Raw genomic sequence first — 20,533 nt, forward strand, 5'->3', positions numbered from 1 at the left:
ATTTGCGGCATGGGCGCGGCGACGCGCACCGGCACCACCGGCGCGGGCGGCGCCGCTGCGCGCGGCGGCGCGCCCGGCTGCTGCCCGGCGCCGCAGTAGGGGCAATACTTGACCCTGCGCGGCAAGGGCCGCAGGCAGCCGGGGGCGATGCAGCGGTAGATCGTTTCGCCTTGCGCGGCGCCGCTCTCCTTGTTCAACACGATAGTGGCGCCTTAATCTGGATCGGGGATGTCGTCGTCAGGGTCGGGAATCGCGGCGCCCAGCAACGCGGCCAGCTCGGGCAGCTCGGCGGCCGCCCTCCACTTGTCCGCCTTCGGATCCCACTGCAAATTCCAGACCTTGGTGGCCGGGCCGACCGCGCCGCTGCCGATCTGCGCGGCCATCTCGTGCACCGAATACGGCCCCTGCTGCGCGCCGCCGACAAAGGCCTTGTAGCGCGCCGGCGCCAACGCGGCGGCCGGGGCCCGCTTCTCGCGCAGCATGGTGGCCGTTTGCGCCGCCTTCTCGTCGCGCAGGTAGTCGTGCCGGATCGCGCGCTTGTCGACCGCCTGCTCGACCTCCCACGCGTAGGTGTCGGCGGCCGAACCGGCGACCGGCTCGGTCCATTCGAGCATGCCCTCGGTGGCGGCGTCGACATGCCTGCCCGACAAGTCCGGCTCGAGCGCGCGCGCGTGCGCGAACCAGGCCTCGTACAGGCGCCGCGCGGTGATGTTCGGCAGCGACGGCGACGGCAGCTGGGCGCCGGTCTCGTCGACCTCGAGCTTGGGTTCGTAGACGCGGTGCTGGTAATGGCGCATCAGGGCCGCTAGCAGCGTGAGGCGGTGCGGCCCCATGCCGGCCAGGCGCGCGCGCACGGCGGCGATGATTTGCTCGCGGTAGTAGGCCGGCAGCCCGTTCGAGCGGATCGCGAACTCGTTGCCGATCTGGAGCCACTCGCCCGAACCGGGTTCGACCTCGAACAGGTACTGCCCGCGCGGCTGGAAGGTCGCCTCGCGGTCGGCCAGGTCGGCCTTGCGCTTGATGACGCCGAGCGCGCTCGCCTGCAGGAACCACTCGTAGTCGTCGGCCAGGCGGTTCAGCTCGTCCATCGACGGCGCGATCGGATGGCGCAGCCGGGTCGCGTCGAAATGCAGGTGGGTCGGGATCTTCTGGTTTTCGATCTGGTACGAGGCGCGCCAGGTCGGCAGCCCGCGCAGCACCGTCATCGGGAATCCCGAGAGCTCGATGTAGCACACCGCCTTGCCCTTGAGCCCGGTGTTGACCACGCTGACGAGGTCGCCGTGGAAGGAGCCGGTCGGCACCGCCGCCTTGATCTCGAGCTCCATCTTGCGCCAGGCGTTGACGTCGCCGACCCCGATGAAGCACTTGAACTGGTCGGCGTTGGGCGTGAACTCGGCCGAGAAGCGCGCGTTAATCCACGGCATGGCGCTGCGGATCCATTCGCTAAAGATGCGCGCGCGCTCCTGCGGCGCCATGGCGGAAAGCCGCTCGAGCAGCGGGTCGGGCGCCTCGGCCTCGCCCAGTTGCTCGACCTTGAGCTGGGTCTGGGCGCGCCGGAACAGCTTGAGCAGCAGTTCGGCGCGCAGCTTGTCGTCGCCCAGTTGCGGGAACAGGCGCGCCGAGCCGCCGAATTCGAGCAGCACCTCCTCGCTCCAGGCGCTCACGTCGCCGCTCAGTTTGACCGGCTCGGGCAGCACGTCGCTGGCCAGCTTGATGTAGGTCGCGTGCTCGTGGCGCGCGTCCGAGCGCAGCTGGTCGATGCGCTGGTCGACCGCGCCGAGCATGGCCAGCACGCAGCGCCGGCCCTCCTGGAATTCGCCGGCGATGCCGGTCCACACCGGCTGGCCCTGCTCGTCGGTCGACTGCGGCTCGCCCAGCCAGCTCGACACGGCGCGCATGACCTCGATCGACTGCCCGGCCGCCACCGCCAGCAGGTGGAAGCGCAGGTAGTCGGCGATGTCGCGCTTGAGGTGCGTCATGACCTCGCGCGCCTGCGCGTCCTTGCCGAACAATTTGGCCGCCGCCTGCGACAGGTTGCCCATCGATTCCTCGACCTGGCGCGTGCGCAGGGCGTCGCGGATGTCGCGGTAGCGCTTGCCGTTGCGCTCGGCGTTGCCGAGGTCGCGCTGCAGCAGGCGCGCCTTGATCTGCTCGAGCAGCGAGAGCACGAATTCGAGCCCGCCCTGCTTGCGGTCGTCGAGCAGCGCATACAGATGGTTGCGCGCGCGCGCCTTGAGTTTGCCCAGCAGCTCGGCGGTGTGGCGCTTGATGCGGTCCTCGCTGGTCTCGGCGGTGGCGCCGGCCTCGCGGATGACGTCGCGCTCGAGCTGCGGCAGCAGCTCGGCGACCTTCTCGCGCCACAGCTTGAGGTCGTAGGCGCCCATGATCCGGTCCATCTCGGTCTGCACCCGGCTCTCGACGCGCTCGAGCAGCGAGCGCTGGTCCTTGTCCATCAGCAGTTCGTCGGTGAGCGCGTACTCCTGGAACGCGGTGACGTCGACGGTGCCCTTGCGGAAGTCGGGGAAGGCGTCGAACGGGCGCTCGGACATCGACATCTGTTCGCGCATGAAGGTGTCGCGCTCGACGTCGCCGGCGCGCCGCGCGGCCGCGCCGTCGCGCCCCGCCAGCCCGAAGAAGGCCTTGACCATCAGGCCCGACAGCTCGTAGGCGCGGATGTCGTCGCGCAGGCTTTGCTGGGTGTCGAGCACGGCCTGGCCGAACGCCGAATACACCTTCGAGTACGACAATCGCATGTCGCCGAAGCGCTGCTCGGGCACCCGCAGGTTGAACGGGCCAAGCTTGTGCTGCTGCTGGTTGACCGCGACCGAGCGCTTGCGGTTGGCGAAATCGGCCGAGGCGAAGTCCTCGAACAGGGTGTCGGCCACCATCTGGTAGCAATCCTTGATGTCGGCGGTGGCCTTGTTGGCGAGGTTGGCGGTGTCGACGAAATAGACGTCGTCGAACGGCGCGCCCTTGCCGACCACGCTGTCGGGGTCCATCCAGCGCACCTGCGCGTTCATGTCGCGCATGCTCGTCTCGAGCTCCATCAGGGTCGCGTAGGCGTTGGCCTCGGTGCGCTCCTTGTTGGCCTTGGCGTAGCCCGACGGCAAAAACAGCACCAGGTCGACCTGGTTGTCGGAGACCTCCTGGCGCGCGATCGCCTTCGAGATCCAGCCCAGGTCGAGCGCGGTGCCGGCCCCGGTGCCGCCGGCGCACGAGGCGATCACGACGATGCGGAAGCGCGAGGTGTCGACCTGCAGGCCGAGCTGCTGGTAGTTGTCCTTGCGCTCGTTGCCGGCGTTGCTGCCCAGGAAATTGAGCGCGCCCTTGATGCGCCCGCGCAGCTTGGGGTATTTGTCGTACAGGTAGAGCCGCGCCAGCGCGCGGATCTGACCGGCGCCCTTGGACGGGTCGATCCCGAGCGAGCGCAGTTTTTTGGGGCGCAGCGGCATCCAGTTCTCGATCATCGGGAAGCGCGCCAGGCTGTCGTCGGACTCGTGGTACTGCAGCATGTCGAGCGGCTCGACCAGGCGCTCCTCGTCGCTCAGCTTGACCAGTTCGAACCAGGGGTCGGTGCGCTGCGACTTGCCCTCGTCGATGATGGCGCTGGTGTCGAGGTCGAGGTGCAGGAAGCGCGCCACCGGGAACTGGGCGATCGATTCGACCCGGGTCGGATTGTGCTTGTTCCAGACCTCGGCCAGGATGCGGCGGCGGATGCGCAGCATCACCTCCATGCCGGTGCCGCCGGCGCCGATGAACAGCGTGGGGCGCAGGTCGACCTTGAGCTCGGCTTTTTTATCGCCGTTGGCGGTGCCGGGGAATTCTGCCATGGTGGTGTCTTTCTAGTGAAAATTGGTGTGGGCCGCCAGATGGGCGACACGGCGTCCAGCGGCGGTTTGCGGCGCTCAGCGGCGTTCAGCGGCGGTAAGCGGCGCTCAGCGCCGGCCCACGAACAGGGCCGCGACGAGCGCGATCAGCCCGACCGCGACCAGCGGGGCGGTGATGGCGAAGGTGAGGAATTTGCCCGCGTTGATCATGGCCAGCACCGCCGCCGCGCTCATGAAGCACAGGCCGACGAACATCAGCGAGCCAGCGCTGCCGGCGTTCGACGGCGGCACGCGCCGCACCACGAGGTGGTGCACGTACGCGTTGCGCACGAAAAAATACACGACCAGCAAAATGACGAACACGACGGCGCCCACGGCCAAGTCGCGCGACGAGGTGTCGGCCACGGGCGCCTCGGCCACGGGCGCCACCTCGATCGTATTGATGCCGTCGACCGGCTCGGCCGGCTTGGCGGGCGCGTCCTCGCCGGGCAGCTTGAAGCCCGGATCGGCGTCCGGTGCGGGGGTCTGGGCGTTCGTGTTTTTCATTGCGCTCTCTTGCATGGCGGTCCCGGGGCTGGTGGTCGTGGTGGTGGCTATTGTAATGGCGATCGTGTGTCGGTAGTGTCGGTGCTGTCGGTGATGTCGGTGGTGTCGGGGGCGCGGCGGCGCGGCGGCTCAGCGTCCCAGGCGCACCTGCGCGCCCTCGCGCAGGTCGAGCAACTGGTTGCCGAACAGAGTCGATCGGAGCTCGGCGACCTTGTTGCCGGCCTTGTCGAACAGCGGCTGGGTCAGGCCGGCGCGCGTGCGCACGGTGCGCTGCTCGCCCTCGACCGTGACCAGCACCCGGCGCGGGCGCCCGTACGCGAGCGCGGCGCCGCCGGCCGCGGCCAGCACGGCCAGCGCGGCGCCGATCAGGGCCAGCAGCGGGCCGATGCCGTAATGGACGCGCACCTCGAGCTCGAGGCTGGCCTCGGAGCCCTTGATCCGGGCCGGTGGCGTGAAGATCTCGGGCAGCGGGTCGCCCGGGAACAATTCGGCCATGCGGCGCCGGAAGTCCCGCGACAGCGCCAACTCCTGCCCGCTGAGGCGCAGTTCGATCCGGCCCGGCAGCACATAGGCCGAACCGGCCGTGCGCAGCGCCTGCAGCGACCATTTTCCGGGCAGTTCGGCGGCCGGCAGCTGCATCACCGACGACAGCGGCTGCGGCCGGCCCGGCGCCAGGTCGCGCACCTCGGCGCGCGCGAGCGTGATCGGGCGTTCGCGCCCGGCCAGCACCGAGCGCGCGCCAAGCGTGGCCTCGGTGATCGTGTACGGGTACATCGTGTTTTCGAGGTTCCATTCGATGTTGGCGCGCGGCGCGCGCGCGTTCGAGTCGATGTCGGCGCGCAGCTTGCCGCCGGGCCCCACCGAAAAGCGCAGGCCGGGCGCGTCGACCACCTTGCGCGGGGTCAGGCGCACGCTGCCCTGGTCGAGCGGCTTGAGGCGCGCGGCCGGCTCGGTGATCACGCGCGCGATGCGCCCCGTCGCGAGCAGCGCGTCGAGTTCGCGCACGCCCTGCCCGCCGACCGCGAACACATACACCATCAGGCCGTTGGCGCTGTAGTGCTCGCCCCGCACGGGCATTTTGAGGGGGAACGCGAGCGCCTTCCCGATGGCGTCGCCGCGGTGGATCAGATCGTAGAATTCGCGGTTGCGGCGGTCGGTGGCGAGGTCGTTGTTCGGGCTGTTGCGGTTGTTGGTGAACAACCAGACCAGGCCGGGTTTGCCGCCCAGCGCGGTGCCGATCGCCGCGCTCACCGCCTCGTTCAGGTCGGTGTCGGCGAGCGTGCTGGCGCCCGGCTTTCGGGCCGTTTGCAGCCGCGCCAGCGCGGCCTCGACGCGCGCGCGCGGCGGCTCGGCCCCCACGGTGAGCGCGAGCAGCGCGCGCGGCGACGGCGCGCCGGGCAGGCTCTGGTTGAAGGCGGCGAGCACCATGCGGTCGCCCGGCGCGCTCACGGCCATGACCAGTTCGGCCACCAGCGGCTTGAAGCGCGACGCCGGGTCGGTGTAGAACGGGTCCATCCAGCCGGAATTTTGGACCAGGAACACCTGCGAGACGGCCAGCGCCGGCCCGCAGGCGGCCAGCAGGGCGCCGGCGAGCAGGGCGCCGGCGAGCAGCTTGGGGGTGTCGCCGGTCATGCCATTTCTTCCAGCCGCCAGCCGCGGATCTGGTTCCAGTCGGGGTGGTGCAGCCACAGGCAGTTGTCGTACACGAAAGGGACGCACTCGAGCGGGCGCGCCAGGCGCACGACCTCGTCGAGCACGACGTTGCGCTTGCCGATCCATTCGACCGTGGTGCGGCCGATCACGCGCTCGCCGAGCGCCTCCTCGGCGCGGCCGGTGTAGTTGTGCAGGCGCAGCACCAGCCCGCTAGGCTGGCTGCGGTTGTTGTTGAAGCTGCGCAGCAGCGGCAGCACCAGCGAGTCGTCCTCGCGCTGGTCTTCGACATGCTCGCTCTCCCACGGCTCGTTGACCACCGCGTGCCCGCGCCGGAACAGCAGGTTGGCGAAGCCGAGGCGCGCGCCGCTGATCGGCTGCTGCTCGGCGCCGTCGACGCCGAGTTCGAGGAAGGAGTAGGCCTGGCCGTCGTGCCCGATGTGCCACAGGCGCCCGTCGCGGCTCTGGGTGGGGCCGCCGAAATCGAGCCGCGGCGACCAGCCCCGCGGCCACGCGATCCAGCGCGCGGCCTGGCCCGGCTGCCAGACCAGTTGGCCCAGCGGCTGCAACCACAGCAGCGCGCCGTCGTAGGCGATCGGGCGCGACCAGCGCCCGGCCGGCGCCGCGCAGTCGAGCAGCGCCACGTTGGAGCCATCGCTGTGGGCGGTCCACAGGCGCGTGCCCGCCGCGCTGTTGAACAGGCAGGCGACATGGCGCCGCACGGCGCCGGGCGCGCTCGCGAGGGCGGCGTCGAACACCGCCTCGGTGCGGTAGGTTTCGGTGACGGGATTGATCCAGAGCCGGCGCAGGCCGGCGCTGGTCGGAACCAGCGCGACCTCGCCGCGGCGCGGATTTAACGGCGGCAGCCAGCCGTAGGCGCCGGCCGTGAAGTCGAGCGCGCCGGCGTGGTCTTCGGCGGCCATGACATGCCACAGTTGCGCGGCCGGGTCCCAGTACTGGAGCACGTTGCGGGTGTGGGCCAGCGCCAGCAGGCGCTGCACCGGAAAGCCGAAGCCGGCGGCGGCGAACACGCATTGCGCGTTGGGCGGCACCGGCATGGCGCAATCGGCGCGGCCCGGCGCGGGCGCGGCGGGACGCTCCTCGAGGCTGTCGCCGAGCGCGAGCGAGGTCACGGGCAGGCCGTGCGGCACATGGCGCGGCAGGAACTGGTCCGCGGCCGGGCCCCACCAGTCGGGCTGCGACTTGACCCGGCCGGCCAGCTTGTCGAGCGCCTGGCCGCACTGCGGGCAGTACGCGAAGCCCTCGGGATAAATCGGCGAGCAGCGGCAGGCGAGCGGCAGCGAGGCGCCGAGCAGCGCGGCGACATCGGGCAGGCGCGCGCGCGCCTGGGCCTGGCCGTCGACCCGGCCCAGTCCTTCGGTGGCCGACAGTTCGAACCTGCCGCTGCTTTCGTCCTCGAGCCAGATGCTGGCCGGGGTTTCCCAACGTGTTGCCATTTCACTCGCCATGGTGTTTAGGGGACATTGATTGACCGGCACGGGGCCGGATCCTGTTACTTGTCAAATCATATAGCGCAAAGCCGTCGCCGGGGCGTCCGTTTGCCAAGTATATCCGGGCGCATCCCCAAGGTCCGAATTTCGGGCCGTTAATAGGGCATGCATATATGCATGCATGGGCGCGGCGCGGGTTTCATCGCTGTATCCATGCCGAAGAACGGGCCCTGTATCTGCCGGCCCCGCCGCCTGGCGCACACAATGGAATCCGTCGCCAAACATGGTTTGGACGAGATGAAGTTTCCAGCGAAAACACCGGACCCTCGTGCCCGCCATCAACAAAGGAGTTAAGCATGATCGTTAAGAAATTCGTATTGCTCGGCGCGCTGATCGGCGCCCTTGCGAGCGCACACACCGCGAGCGCGCAGTCGGCAACGGGCGCGTCAGCGCGCGACGCCAATTCGGCCGCCCGCACGACACACAATCCACCGACGTACCGCGCTGCACACAATCCGCCAACCTGCCTGAGCGCCTGCGCGCAAGGTGTCCCGCCCGATCCGTACGCCGTTCCGCCCGATCCGAACGCCGTTCCGCCCGATCCGTACAAATGCCTGCTGGCCGACGCGTTCGCCAAGGTGATGGGCCAGAAATCCAGCTGCCAGTAGTCGCACCACCGGGGGGCTGGCGCGGCCAAGGGCCGGGCGGGGACACGTATAATGATGCCTTGCCCGCCCACACCCTCGACGCCGATGACCCGCCCCGCCAATTCCGCCGCCTCCACCATGCCCCCCTGGGGCGACATTCCCGAAGCGGCGGTCGAGGCGGCCGCCGCGCACCTGCGCGACGTGCTCACGGTGGCCATCGAACACGGGCCGCAACACGCGGCGCTGGTGGTCTACGACGCCCGCTCCGACCTGGCCCGCGCGCTGACCGAGGGCTACCGCCGCAACCTGCCCGGCGCCACCTTCGTCGACTTCGACAACGTCACCCCCGAACAGGTGCTGGCCACCTTCAAGGCGATGGCCGCGCGCGACCTCGTGGTGCTGATCCAGTCCACCAATTTCCGGCTCGAGGCGTTCCGCATCCGGGTCGAGTTGTTCAAGCTGGGCCTCAAGGTGATCGAGCATGTGCACCTGTCGCGCATGCCCGGATCACAAGGCGAACACTACATCGCCGCGCTGGCCTACGACCCGCTCTACTACCGCGGGGTCGGCAGGCGGCTCAAGGCGCTGATCGACAGCGCCACCTCGGCGCGGGTCGACAGCGGCGGCGAGACGCTGGTGTTCGATTCGCCGCTCGAACCGGCCAAGCTCAATGTGGGCGACTACAGCGACATGCACAACGTGGGAGGCCAGTTCCCGATCGGCGAGGTGTTCACCGAGGCGCAGGACCTCGAGGCGGTCAACGGCCGCGTGCGCGTGCACGTGTTCGGCGACACCGCCTACATGGTCAACCGGCCCGAGACCCCGATCACCCTGACCATCGAGAAGGGCCGCGTCACCGGGGCCGACAACGCCACGCCGGAATTTGCGCGCCTGCTCGAGATCATCGCCGCCGACGAGGGCGAGGTCTGGGTGCGCGAACTGGGCTTCGGCATGAACCGCGCGTTCACGCGCGAGCTGCGCGTAAATGACATCGGCACCTACGAGCGCATGTGCGGCATCCATCTGTCGCTCGGCGCCAAGCACGGGGTGTACACCAAGCCGGGCTTCAAGCGCAAGGACGCGCGCTACCACGTCGACATCTTCGCCGTGACCGAGGCGGTCTACCTGGACCAGCAACTGGTGTACCGCGACGGCGGCTGGATTGTGTGACGCGCTTAGGTTCGTATAAGCCCTATAGCCGCGACCAACTAAGCCGCGAGCGCCGCAGGCAATACAATGCTGGATCTATCATTGCGGGAGTGCCACCATGCTGACCACGGACCAACGCGCCCAATTCGCGCGCGACGGCTACATCGTCCTGCCCGGCTTCAAGAGCGCGCAGGAGATCGCGCTGGTGCGCGCCCGCGCCGAGCAAATCGTCGAGCAGTTCGATCCGGCCCAAACCAGCTCCGTGTTCAGCACGCGCGAACAGGAAAAAACCACCGACGACTACTTCCTGCGCTCCGATAACACGATCCGCTGCTTTTTCGAGGAGGAGGCGTTCGACCAGCACGGCCAGCTGGGCCAGTCGAAGGCGCTGTCGATAAACAAGATCGGCCACGCGCTGCACGACCTCGACCCGGTGTTCGACGCCTTTTCGCGCGGGCCGGCGATCGCGCAGGTGGCGCGCGAGCTCGGACTGGCCGAGGCGCTGGTGTGGCAGTCGATGTACATCTTCAAGCAGCCCGGCATCGGCGGCGAGGTGCGCTGGCACCAGGACGCGACGTATTTCGAGACCACGCCGGGCAGCGTGACCACGTTCTGGTTCGCGCTCGAGGACGCCACCGTCGACAACGGCTGCCTGTGGGTCGAACCGGGCGGGCACCGCGGCCCGATGCGCGAGCGCTTCGTGCGCGAGGGCGACGCGGTGCGCATGGAAAAGCTCGACGCCACGCCGTGGCCCGACGACAGCGTGGCCGTTGCGCTCGAGTCCAGGGCCGGCAGCCTGGTGTGCTTCCATGGCCTGCTGCCCCATTACAGCGCGCCGAACCGCTCGGCGGTGTCGCGCCACGCCTACACCCTGCACGCGACCGACGCCCGCTGCGCGTATTCGCCACAAAACTGGATCCAGCGCGGCGATTGCCTGCCGGTGCGCGGCTTCGAGTAGGGCCGGCAGCCGCTTCAGCGCACCAGCAGCGCCAGCTCCATGCCCTCGGCGTCGCGCTTGGGCGCCGACCTGGGCAGGCGCAGCGTCACGCTGGTGCCCTTGTCGGGCGTGGACTCGACCTCGATGCTCCCGCCCAGCATGCCGGTGACGATGTTGTAGACGATGTTCATGCCCAGCCCCGAGCCGCCCTGCCCCATCTTGGTGGTGAAGAACGGGTCGAACACGTGGTGCAGGATCTTGGGTCCCATGCCGACGCCGTCGTCGCGAAACACCAGCGCGACCTGACCGTCGGGCTGTTCGCGCGCGCTGATCGCGATCACGCCCGCGGCGCGGCCCTCGAACGCGTGCAGCAGCGCGTTGTTGATCAGGTTCGACAACACCTGCCCCACGCTGCCCGGATAGGAATCGAGCATCAGCGCGGCGGGCGCGTCGACGCGCGCCTCGCAGTTGGCGCGGCGCAGCTGGGCCGCGTAGGTGGCCAGCGTGTCGCGCACCACGTCGCACAGGTCGAACTTGCGGCGCTGGTCGCTGGCCTGGTCGACCGCCACCTGCTTGAAGGAGGTGATCAGGTCGGCGGCGCGGCGCAGCGAGTTGGCGATGATGCCGCAGGCGGTGCGGGCGTCGGCCAGCAGCGCGTCGAGCGCGGAGCGCTTGATGCCGCCCTCGGCGTACTTGCGCTCGAACTCGACGACCATGTCGGCCAGCGCCGTGGCGCTGAGCAGGCTGTTGCCGATCGGGGTGTTGAGCTCGTGCGCGATGCCGGCCACGAGGGAGCCGAGCGAGGCCATTTTTTCGGACGTGATGAGGTTGGTCTGGGCCTGTTTGAGCGTGCCCAGCACCGACGACAGGTCCTGGTGCGCCGTCTCGACATTGACCTTTTGCTGCTCGAGCTCGAACAGGCTGTGTTCGAGGCCGTCGCGCGCGCGCACCAGCGCCGCCTCGGTGCGCTTGCGGTCGCTGATGTCCTGGATCGCCCACACCCCGCCCCTGGACAGGTCGCTCTGGTCGAGCGCCTTGCCGTTGACCAGGCACCAGATCGGGGTGCCGTCCTTGCGGGTCAGTTCGAGCTCGCCCTGCCAGCGCCAGATGTGGGCGTCGTGCGCGAACGGGCCGGCGCTGTCGTCGGGCCACAGCAGGGTGCTCGGCTGGCCGGTCAGCTCGCCGATCGGCCAGCCGGTGATTTCCTCCATGCCGCGGTTGCAGCGCATGATGGTGCCGGCCGAGAACAGCGCGATGCCGACCCCGGCGCTGTCCTGGAAGGCGCGCTGCTCGTCGATGGTCAGGCGCAGTTTGGCGGCCAGGCGGCGCCCGCGCATGGACGCGAGCACGAGCGCGGCGATCAGGGCGCTGACGACGACGCCGGCCGCGCCGAGCAGGTACACGACGCCGCGCTCGCCGCTGTAGCGGCTGCCCGGGCGCGCGCTGAAGTTGAACTCCCACTCGCGCGTGCCGACCTTGATGCGCGCGCTGGTGGCCAGCTCGGCCGGGTCGACGCGGCCGCCGGAGGTGTCGAACAGCATCGTGGCCGGGCCGGCGGCCAGCCGTGCGCCGTCGCTGACGCTGCCGGCGTCGTGGATGCGCAGCGCCATGTGCCCGAGCAGCGCCGGATCGACCACCTCGCGCATCAGATGGTCGACCTTGAAGACGATCGCGACCATGCCCACCAGCGCGGCGCGGCGCTGCTCGACGCTGCCGAGCGGCGCGCCGCGGCGGTAGATCGGGGCGCGCGCGACGAAGCCGGCACTGCCTTGCGCGTCCTGCACCAGCGTGATGCGCTCGGTGGCGACCACCGCGCCCGTATCGCGCCCGATCTCGATGGCCCGCAGGTGCGGCGCCAGCGCCGCCAGGTCGAGCCCGAAGGCGTTCTCGTTGCCCTTCATGGGCTCGTTGTATTCGATGATGTAATGCTCGCCGCGCGCGACCCTGGGGTGGATCTCGAAGGCCGGGTAGCCGGCCGGCTCGAGCGAGGTGTCGCCGCGCACGCCGGCGGCGAAGGCATCAAGCCGGGACGCCGGCACCCGGCGCACGAACTGGATCGCCTGGAAGCCCGGGTAGCGTTCGGCGAGGTTGAGCTCACCGACGAAGCGGGCGAACTGGGCACGGTCGACGTTCTCGTCGACCGAGAAGATGCCCTTAATGCTGAGCAACATGTCGAAATAGGTCTGGAGGCGCACGCTGGCGTCGCTGGCGACCTTGTCGGCGTCGCGCTGGAAGTCGCCGCGCATGCGCGCGTCCTGCTCGCCGAGCACGAGCAGGCAGGTCGCGGCCGTGACGACCAAGCCGCAGACAAACGCGAGGTACCCTTGTGTGCGCATCGAGGTTCCGGGAGAGTGGGCGGCCGGCGGCCGACCGGGTCGAGTATAACCGTTTGGCGCCCGCGCCGAAATCGCCAATTTGACAATGCCGCCCCTCTTTCAAGCGGCGTCCCCGGCGGCCCCGTCCCGATGTTTCAGCTTTTTTACAAATCCAAACAACTATTGCCCATCGGCTAAGACTAGAATCCATGCTGCACTTTTCACAAGCCCGATCCACCCCCTCCACCACCTGGTCACCATGATACGTCTGCCGTTTGGTTTCGCCGCCCTGTGCCTCGCCCTGTCCGCCGCCGTCGCGGCCGAGCCCTTCGACGACAAGTTCCGCCAGCTCGACGAGCTGCTGCCGACCCCGAACACGGTCCGCAACGCCGCCGGCGCCCCCGGCCACGCCTACTGGCAGCAGCGCGCCGACTACAGCATCCGCGCCACGCTCGACGAGCCCGGGCGCGCCATCAGCGGCGCCGGCACCATCACCTACCACAACAACTCGCCCGACACGCTGCGCTATCTGTGGCTCCAGCTCGACCAGAACATCTTCAGGGCCGACTCGGACGCGCGCACCTCCGGCACGGTGCAGTCGCGCGACGCCTGGGCGCGCGCCAAGAGCGACGAGGACGGCCTCAAGTTCGACGGCCTGCGCCGCATATTCGACAGCGCCAGCTTCGATGGCGGCTTCAACATCACCGCCGTCAAGGGCGCCGGCGGACAGCCGCTGCGGCACATGATCAACAAGACCATGATGCGGATCGACCTGCCGCAGCCGCTGGGGCCGGGCGCCAAGACCAGCTTCAGCGTCGAGTGGAACTTCAAGATCAACGACGCCAAAGTGCTCGGCGGGCGCTCCGGCTACGAGAGCTTCAAGGACGACAAGAACGACCTGTTCGAGATCGCGCAGTGGTTCCCGCGCATGGCCGCCTACTACGACGTGACCGGCTGGCAGCACAAGCAGTTCCTCGGCGCCGGCGAATTCACGCTCGAATTCGGCGACTACGACGTGCGCATCACGGTCCCGGCCGACCATATCGTGGCCAGCACGGGCGAGCTGCAAAACCCGGACGCGGTGCTCAGCGCGGCCCAGCGCGAGCGCCTGCGCCAGGCGCGCGGCGCCAGCAAGCCGGTCATCATCGTGAGCCAGAAGGAAGCCGAGGCGGCCGAGAAGTCGCGCAGCACGGCCACCAAGACCTGGCACTTCAAGGCCAAAAACGTGCGCGACTTCGCCTTCGCGACCAGCCGCAAGTTCATCTGGGACGCGCAGGGCTACAAGAAGGACGGCACCGACACCATGGCCATGTCCTTCTACCCGAAGGAGGGCAACCCGCTGTGGGAGCAGTACTCGACGGCGGCGATCATCCACACCATCGAGCAGTACAACAAGTATTCGTTCGACTACCCGTATCCGGCCGCGATCTCGGTCAACGGCCCGGTCGGCGGCATGGAATACCCGATGATCTCGTTCAACGGCCCGCGTCCGACCAAGGACAAAAAGACCGGCGAGCTGACCTGGTCCAAGCGCACCAAGTACGCCCTGATCGGCGTGATCATCCACGAGGTCGGCCACAACTACTACCCGATGATCATCAACTCCGACGAGCGCCAGTGGTCGTGGATGGACGAGGGCCTCAACACGTTCGTGCAGGACCTGGCAGAGCAGGCCTGGGAGGCCGACTATCCGCGCCCGCGCGGCGAGCCGCGCAAGATCGTCGACTACATGCGCAGCAAGAACCAGGTGCCGATCATGACCAATTCGGAGTCGGTGCTCCAGTTCGGCCCGAACGCCTACGCCAAGCCGGCCACCGCGCTGACCGTGCTGCGCGAGACGGTGCTGGGACGCGAATTGTTCGACTTCGCCTTCCGCGAGTACGCCCAGCGCTGGAAGTTCAAGCGCCCCACCCCGTCCGACTTCTTCCGCACCATGGAGGACGCCTCGGGCACCGACCTCGACTGGTTCTGGCGCGGCTGGTTCTACACCACCGACCCGGTCGACGTGAGCGTCGACGGCATCACCGAGTATGGCGTGAGCACAAAGAACCCGGAGACCGAGAAGGCCTGGAAAAGGACCCAGCGCGACGCCGAGCCGGTGTCGCTGACCGAACAACGCAACAAGGGCATGGCGCGGCGCGTCGACACGCGGCCCGAGCTCAAGGACTTCTACAACGCGCACGACGACTTCACCGTCACCAACAAGGACCGCAACAAATACCAGCAGACGGTCGCCGAGCTCGAGGACTGGGAAAAGGCGCTGCTGGCGCAGGGCAAGCACCTGTACCTGGTCGACTTCAGCAACCTGGGCGGGCTGGTGACGCCGCTCGTGCTCGAGATCGAACTGGCGGGCGGCAAGAAATACATCGAGCGCATTCCGGCCGAGGTGTGGCGCTACTCGCCCGCCAAGATCACCAAGCTGATCATCACCGACAAGCCGATGGTGGGCCTGACCCAGGACCCGTACTGGGAGACGGCCGACATCGACACCAGCAACAACGCCTGGCCGCGCAAGATCACGCCGTCGCGCCTTGAGCTGTTCAAGACCGAGAAGGGACAGGGCGACCTGATGAAGGACTTCAAGACGCCGCTCAAGACCAAGGACGCGGCCAAGGACGGCGACAAGGACGGCGACAAGAGGGCCGACTGAGATGGAGGCGACCCGCCTGCGCGCCGCGCTCGCGGCCACGCTGCTGTGCGCGGCGCTGGGCGCGCAGGCGCACCGCTTCCACGTGGGAATGACCGACATCGGCCTGAACCCGGCCACCGGCAGCACCGAGATCGTGCACACCTATATGACGCACGACGTCGAGGCGCTGCTGGCCAACCTGTACCAGCGCCAGTTCGACCTGGCCGAACCGGACGACGAGGCCGTGCTGCGCGCCTATGTCGAGCAGCGCTTCGCGCTCGAGGGCGCGGACGGGCGGCGCCTGCCACTACAATGGGTCGGGGTGCGCGTCGACACCGAGCGCGTGATGATCTACCAGGAGCTCGCGCACGTGGCGCCTACCGAGCTGCGCCGCATCCACGACGAAGTGCTGACCGATTTTTTGCCCGGCCAGGTCAACACCGTCAACATCCGGCGCGGCGCGGCCAGCAGCACGCTCACCTTCGGCCGCGAGCAGCGCAGCGCCGACCTGCCCTGACGCAATGACGGCAGCGTCAGCCCCCATCAGGCCGATCGCGCTCGCGGCAGTGCTGGCCCTGCCCGCCGTGCTGGCCCACCAGCCGTGCCGGGCCGACGACCCGCTGCTCCAGCGCGTGCTGGTCGAGGGCGCGCGCGCGGGCGAACTCGGGGTGCACGACGCCGGCAGCGCCGGCACGGTCGGCCACAAGCTGCTCGCGCTGCGCCCGCTCGCGCGCCCGGGCGAGCTGCTCGAGGCGGTGCCCGGGGTGGTGGTCAGCCAGGGCGGCGGCGAGGGTAAGGCCAACCAGTTCTTCCTGCGCGGGGTCAGCCTCGACCACGGCACCGACCTGCGCACCACGCTCGACGAGATGCCGGTCAACCAGCGCAGCCACGCGCACGGCCACGGCTGGACCGACCTCAATTTCCTGATCCCCGAACTGGCCGCGCGGCTCGACTACAAAAAGGGCCCGTATTCGGCCAGGGAGGGCGACTTCGCCTCGGCCGGCAGCGCCGCGATCAGCTACGCCAACCGGCTCACCGGGGGCGTGGCCAGCGCCACCGTGGGCAGCGACGGCTTCGCGCGCGCGCTGGTCGCCGACTCGCCCGCGCTCGGCGGCGGCGCGCTGCTGTACGCGCTCGAACTGCTGCGCAACGACGGGCCGTTCAAGCGCCCCGACGACTACCGCAAGGCCAACGCGGTGCTGCGCTACAGCCGCGGCTTCGCCAACAACGGCTTCAGTGTCAGCGCGATGGCCTACCGCGCGCACTGGAACGCGAGCGACATGGTGCCGCAACGGGCCGTCGACGGCGGGCTCGTCGACCGCTTCGGCACGCTCGACGCCAGCGCCGGCGGCGGCGCGCGCCGCACCAGCGTCTCGGCCAACTGGCGCCGCAGCGGCGACGCGGCCGCGTCGCGCGTGAGCGCCTGGCTGATCGAGAACCGGCTCGACCTGTACTCGAACTTCACGTACTTCCTCAACGACCCGGTCGACGGCGACCAGTTCAACCAGCCCGACCGGCGCGTCACCGGCGGCGTCAACGCCAGCCACACCTGGCACCGCCACGCCGCCGGCCGGGCCACCGAGGTCACGCTCGGGCTGAAGCTGCAAAACGACAATATCATCAACGCCCTGCACACCACGCGCGCGCGGCGCCGCCTCGCCACCACCCGCGCCGACCACGTGCGCGAGGCCAGCGCGGGCCTGTACCTCGAGGCCCACACGCGCTGGAGCCCGGTGCTGCGCAGCGTGGCCGGTCTGCGCCACGACCACTACCGCTTCGACGTGCGCAGCGACCGCGCCGCCAATTCGGGCAAGGCGCGCGCGCAACTGGCGAGCCCCTCGCTGAACCTGGTCCTCGGCCCCTGGGGCGGCACCGAGCTGTATTTCAACCTGGGCAACGGCTTTCGCAGCAACGACGCGCGCGCCACCGTCGCGCGGGTCGATCCGGCATCGGGACTGCCGGCCGACAGCGTGCCCGGGCTGGTGCGCACCCGCGGCGCCGAGGCCGGCATGCGGCGCGTGTTCACGCCGAACCTGCAGGGCGCGCTGGCCGTGTACCGGCTCGATTTCGATTCGGAGCTGGCCTACGCGGGCGACGCCGGCACCACGCAAGCCGGCGGCCCGAGCCGGCGCGCGGGGATCGAACTGGCGGCGCGTTACAAGATCGCGAAGTGGTTATCGGCCGACCTCGACCTCGCCTACACCCGGGCGCGGGCGCGCTCCGGCGCGCGGTCCGGCCTGCAGTCCGGCGCGCAGTCCCCCTCGCACGATCCCGGGGCGCGCTTCATTCCGGGCGCCGTCGAAGGGGTCGGCCAGTTCGGACTCGTGTTCGAGCGGCTCGGCGCCTGGTCGGGCGCGCTGCGGCTGCGCTACGCCGGGCCGCGCCCCTTGACCGACGACAACGGCGTGCGCGCCGGCGGCGGCCTGACACTGAGCGGCCGCCTCGCGCGCAAACTCGGCGGCGGCCTGCGGCTCGAACTCGAAGGCATCAACCTGGGCAACCGGCAAGGCGCCGCCAGCGCCTATTTTTACGCCTCGCGCATGGACGGCGAGGCCGCCGCGCGCGAGGACGTCCATTTCCATCCGCTGGCGCCGCGCGCGCTGCGCCTGACGCTGGTGAAAAACTTTTAAGGAGCCGTGAAAAAATAAGTGTGACAATTGGGCGGCTCTGGCGCGCCGCGATGCAAGGCGCGAGAAGGAGTCATAGCGAGCTATGGCGACGACGAACAACGCAGCAGCGCGCCCGCCAGGACCGCTCCAATTGTTACAGTTATTTTTGACGACTCCTAGTCGCCACGCCGCGCGCCGAAAAATGCTACGCTTGCCGCCTGACCAATTGAACGTTTAGCAATGTCCACCACCGCCCCCCCCTACACCGACCCCGCGCTGCTCGCGCCCGCGCTGCGCGAGCACGGCTACGCGCTGCTGCGCCCGGCCGACGTGTGCGCGCTGGCCGGCTGCACCCCGGCCGAACTCGCCGCCCTCGGCGCCAGCTGGAACACGCTGCCGCCCGACCGATTCCTCAAGGATGGCGGGCGCTACCGGCGCCGGCGCCACGCCTGCTTTGTGCAACGCGGCGGCGCGCTGACCCAGGTGGCGCACCGCGCCCACTGGCAGCCGCTCGAATACAACGCCCTGCACGGCGGCATGCACCGCCTGTTCGACCCGGTCGAGCCGAGCACGCTGGCGCTGCCGGGCTGGGGCAAGCTGCTCGGCGCGCTCGGCGAGGCCTGCGCGGCGCTGCGCCCGACACCGGCTTGGTACGTCGAGGCGCACCAGTTCCGGATCGACACCGAGGGCGGCATCGGCCGTCCCACGCCCGAGGGCGCGCACCGCGACGGGGTCGACTTCGTCGCCGTGCTGCTGGTCGGGCGCGCCAACATCAAGGGCGGCGAGACGCGCGTCTTCGAGGCCGACGGCCCCGGCGGCAAGCGCTTCACGCTTCTCGAGCCGTGGACCCTGCTGCTGCTCGACGACGCCGCCGTGATCCACGAGACCACCCCGATCCAGCCGGCCGGCCCCGGCGGCCACCGCGACACGCTGGTGCTGACCTGGCGCGCCGGCGCCTTCCAGGGCGACGGCGCCCCGGACGCCTGATTTTCTGTGTTCGGCGGGCAAATCCGATATAGTCGTGGGAACGTTGCAAGGCGCGCCTAAAGGAGATGGACTTGGAAGCGAGTTACCGGATTCAAGCTGACGATATCGAAATCCTCATCGTCGAGGACAGTCCGACCCAGGCCGAGCGCCTGCGCCGCCTGATCGGCTCGCGCGCCTACCACACGCGGGTGGCCGGCAACGGCGAGCTGGCGCTGGCGGCGATCCGCGAGCGGCGCCCGCACCTGGTCCTGTCCGACATCGTCATGCCCGAGATGGACGGCTACCAGCTGTGCCGGGCGATCAAGTCCGACCCCGCGCTGCGCGAGATCCCGGTGGTGCTGGTGACCTCGCTCAACGATCCGAAGGACATCATCCGCGGCATCGAATGCGGGGCCGACAACTTCATCCGCAAGCCCTACGCCGACGAGTACCTGCTCAACCGCATCGGCCAGATGCTGGTCAACCAGAAGCTGCGCAAGGACACCAATGTCGAAATCGGCATCGCGCTCTACCTGGGCAACCAGAAGCATTTCATCAACGCCGAGCGCCAGCAGATCCTCGACCTCCTGATCTCGACCTACGAGCAGGCGGTGCAGGTCAACGGCGAGCTGCACGCGCGCGAGCGCCAGGTGATCGAGCTGAACATGCGCCTGACCGAGCACGCGGCCGAGCTCGAGGCGATCAACCGCGAGATCGCCCTCAAGAACCTCGAGCTGGCCGAGGCCAGCCGCATGAAGTCGGCGTTCATCGCCAACATGTCGCACGAGCTGCGCACCCCGCTCAACGCCATCATCGGCTTCACGGGGGCGCTGCTGATGCGCCTGCCCGGGCCGCTCACGGTCGACCAGGACAAGCAGCTCAACACGATCCGCAACAGCGGGCGCCACCTGCTCTCGCTGATCAACGACATGCTCGACGTCGCCAAGATCGAGGCCGGCAAGATCACGCTCACGCACGACAAGCTGCTGTGCCAGGAGGTGGTGCGCGAGGCATGCGAGTCGCTGCGCGCGCTGGCCGAGCAAAAGGGGCTCGCGCTCACGCTGGCGCTGCCGGACGAGGCGGTCATGCTCGAGTCCGACCGCCGCGCGCTGACCCAGATCCTGCTCAACCTGGTCGGCAACGCGATCAAGTTCACCGAGCGGGGCGGGGTGCGGGTCGCTTTGACGCAGCGCAGCGAGGACGGCGCGCTCGTGACCGAATTCAGCGTGGCCGACACCGGCGCCGGGATCCGGGCCGAGGACAAGCCCAAGCTGTTCCAGGCCTTCTCGCAGCTCGACTCGACCTCGACCCGGCACGCCGAGGGCGCGGGGCTGGGCCTGTACCTGTGCCAGAACCTGGCCAGTCTGCTGGGCGGAAAGCTGGTTTTCGAGAGCGAATTCGGCAGCGGCAGCACGTTCACGCTGGCGCTGAAAAAGCCGCGCTAAAAAAAACGCCCGCGGTCCTTGCGGCGCGGGCGAAATTCCAATCTTCAAGCGAAAACCGGAGGAGACAGACTCAATATAGCGCCCTTTATGTTGCAGTGCAATACGGTAAAACTACGTAGGCCAAAACCCACCCTGTAACGCCGCGGCGGCAAGTGATTACATTAAACAGACGATTAAGTTATATCAATCGTTTGATTTATATGGTCTAATCGCGCCATGGAAAACAAACTCCCCACCGACCAGCAACCCGACGAGCTGCGCAAGACGCGCTCGGACGGCGCGCAATCGCGCGAACGGCTGCTGCTGGCCGCCATGCGCCTGTTCGCCGAACAGGGCTTCGCCAAGACCTCGACGCGCGAGAT

13 protein-coding genes and 2 pseudogenes are annotated in these 20,533 nt (G+C 69.0%); 9 read left to right on the forward strand and 6 right to left on the reverse strand.

Translation table 11 applies throughout. The features are described from left to right. The 5 genes and pseudogenes from C7C56_RS01605 to C7C56_RS01625 all read right to left on the reverse strand — a co-directional run. A pseudogene (locus C7C56_RS01605) lies at positions 1–200 on the reverse strand (hypothetical protein); the annotation flags it as partial. 12 nt (positions 201–212) lie between these two features. Continuing rightward, positions 213–3,830, reverse strand: a complete 3,618-nt coding sequence (locus C7C56_RS01610) for a tubulin-like doman-containing protein (protein ID WP_106755759.1) — start codon at positions 3,828–3,830, stop codon at positions 213–215. Positions 3,831–3,935: 105 nt separating this feature from the next. Continuing rightward, positions 3,936–4,373 carry a hypothetical protein gene (locus tag C7C56_RS01615; protein ID WP_229457879.1) on the reverse strand — a complete coding sequence of 146 codons (438 nt, stop codon included), beginning with the start codon at positions 4,371–4,373 and terminating at the stop codon, positions 3,936–3,938. A gap of 129 nt (positions 4,374–4,502) precedes the next feature. After that, positions 4,503–6,005, reverse strand: coding sequence for a hypothetical protein (locus C7C56_RS01620; RefSeq protein WP_106755761.1), 1,503 nt, complete (start codon positions 6,003–6,005; stop codon positions 4,503–4,505). After that, positions 6,002–7,480: a hypothetical protein gene (locus tag C7C56_RS01625; protein ID WP_106755762.1), complete on the reverse strand. Its 1,479-nt coding sequence runs from the start codon at positions 7,478–7,480 to the stop codon at positions 6,002–6,004. The genes C7C56_RS01620 and C7C56_RS01625 overlap by 4 nt, the downstream gene beginning before the upstream one ends. Positions 7,481–7,830: 350 nt before the next feature. Here C7C56_RS01625 and C7C56_RS01630 point away from each other — a divergent pair, with 350 nt between their 5' ends. From C7C56_RS01630 to C7C56_RS01640, 3 genes are all read left to right on the forward strand, one after another. Further along, the gene (locus C7C56_RS01630) at positions 7,831–8,142 is read left to right on the forward strand and encodes a hypothetical protein (protein ID WP_106755763.1); all 312 of its coding nucleotides are present in this window, start codon (positions 7,831–7,833) and stop codon (positions 8,140–8,142) included. Between the two features lie 84 nt (positions 8,143–8,226). Continuing rightward, positions 8,227–9,291 (forward strand): M29 family metallopeptidase, encoded by a 1,065-nt coding sequence (locus tag C7C56_RS01635; RefSeq protein ID WP_229457881.1) that lies wholly within the window; start codon positions 8,227–8,229, stop codon positions 9,289–9,291. A 97-nt stretch (positions 9,292–9,388) separates the two neighbouring features. After that, positions 9,389–10,228, forward strand: a complete 840-nt coding sequence (locus C7C56_RS01640) for a phytanoyl-CoA dioxygenase family protein (protein ID WP_106755764.1) — start codon at positions 9,389–9,391, stop codon at positions 10,226–10,228. Between the two features lie 14 nt (positions 10,229–10,242). Here the strand turns inward: C7C56_RS01640 and C7C56_RS01645 are convergent, their stop codons facing one another. After that, positions 10,243–12,543 (reverse strand): CHASE domain-containing protein, encoded by a 2,301-nt coding sequence (locus tag C7C56_RS01645; protein WP_106755765.1) that lies wholly within the window; start codon positions 12,541–12,543, stop codon positions 10,243–10,245. 238 nt (positions 12,544–12,781) lie between these two features. Between C7C56_RS01645 and C7C56_RS01650 the strand changes: the two genes are divergently transcribed. The 6 genes and pseudogenes from C7C56_RS01650 to C7C56_RS30845 all read left to right on the forward strand — a co-directional run. Then, on the forward strand, positions 12,782–15,172 hold the full coding sequence (locus C7C56_RS01650) for a M1 family metallopeptidase (protein WP_106755766.1): 2,391 nt from the start codon (positions 12,782–12,784) through the stop codon (positions 15,170–15,172). A gap of 1 nt (position 15,173) precedes the next feature. Further along, positions 15,174–15,668, forward strand: a complete 495-nt coding sequence (locus tag C7C56_RS01655; RefSeq protein WP_106755767.1) for a DUF6702 family protein — start codon at positions 15,174–15,176, stop codon at positions 15,666–15,668. A 4-nt stretch (positions 15,669–15,672) separates the two neighbouring features. After that, complete coding sequence (locus C7C56_RS01660; protein ID WP_106755768.1) at positions 15,673–17,781, forward strand: TonB-dependent receptor; 2,109 nt, start codon at positions 15,673–15,675, stop codon at positions 17,779–17,781. 219 nt (positions 17,782–18,000) lie between these two features. After that, positions 18,001–18,747 (forward strand): 2OG-Fe dioxygenase family protein, encoded by a 747-nt coding sequence (locus C7C56_RS01665; RefSeq protein ID WP_106755769.1) that lies wholly within the window; start codon positions 18,001–18,003, stop codon positions 18,745–18,747. 71 nt (positions 18,748–18,818) lie between these two features. Beyond that, on the forward strand, positions 18,819–20,171 hold the full coding sequence (locus C7C56_RS01670) for a hybrid sensor histidine kinase/response regulator (RefSeq protein WP_106755771.1): 1,353 nt from the start codon (positions 18,819–18,821) through the stop codon (positions 20,169–20,171). A gap of 216 nt (positions 20,172–20,387) precedes the next feature. Then, a pseudogene (locus C7C56_RS30845) lies at positions 20,388–20,533 on the forward strand (TetR family transcriptional regulator); the annotation flags it as partial.

The sequence above is a fragment of the Massilia glaciei genome (genome assembly GCF_003011895.2).
In the GTDB taxonomy this organism is placed as follows: domain Bacteria; phylum Pseudomonadota; class Gammaproteobacteria; order Burkholderiales; family Burkholderiaceae_D; genus Telluria_A; species Telluria_A glaciei.

Excerpts from the sequence above, each read along its gene's own strand:
- C7C56_RS01610 (WP_106755759.1), bottom strand. The coding sequence starts at position 3,830 with ATGGCAGAATTCCCCGGCACCGCCAACGGCGATAAAAAAGCCGAGCTC.
- C7C56_RS01615 (WP_229457879.1), bottom strand. The coding sequence starts at position 4,373 with ATGAAAAACACGAACGCCCAGACCCCCGCACCGGACGCCGATCCGGGC.
- C7C56_RS01620 (WP_106755761.1), bottom strand. The coding sequence starts at position 6,005 with ATGACCGGCGACACCCCCAAGCTGCTCGCCGGCGCCCTGCTCGCCGGC.
- C7C56_RS01625 (WP_106755762.1), bottom strand. The coding sequence starts at position 7,480 with ATGGCAACACGTTGGGAAACCCCGGCCAGCATCTGGCTCGAGGACGAA.
- C7C56_RS01630 (WP_106755763.1), top strand. The coding sequence starts at position 7,831 with ATGATCGTTAAGAAATTCGTATTGCTCGGCGCGCTGATCGGCGCCCTT.
- C7C56_RS01635 (WP_229457881.1), top strand. The coding sequence starts at position 8,227 with ATGACCCGCCCCGCCAATTCCGCCGCCTCCACCATGCCCCCCTGGGGC.
- C7C56_RS01640 (WP_106755764.1), top strand. The coding sequence starts at position 9,389 with ATGCTGACCACGGACCAACGCGCCCAATTCGCGCGCGACGGCTACATC.
- C7C56_RS01645 (WP_106755765.1), bottom strand. The coding sequence starts at position 12,543 with ATGCGCACACAAGGGTACCTCGCGTTTGTCTGCGGCTTGGTCGTCACG.
- C7C56_RS01650 (WP_106755766.1), top strand. The coding sequence starts at position 12,782 with ATGATACGTCTGCCGTTTGGTTTCGCCGCCCTGTGCCTCGCCCTGTCC.
- C7C56_RS01655 (WP_106755767.1), top strand. The coding sequence starts at position 15,174 with ATGGAGGCGACCCGCCTGCGCGCCGCGCTCGCGGCCACGCTGCTGTGC.
- C7C56_RS01660 (WP_106755768.1), top strand. The coding sequence starts at position 15,673 with ATGACGGCAGCGTCAGCCCCCATCAGGCCGATCGCGCTCGCGGCAGTG.
- C7C56_RS01665 (WP_106755769.1), top strand. The coding sequence starts at position 18,001 with ATGTCCACCACCGCCCCCCCCTACACCGACCCCGCGCTGCTCGCGCCC.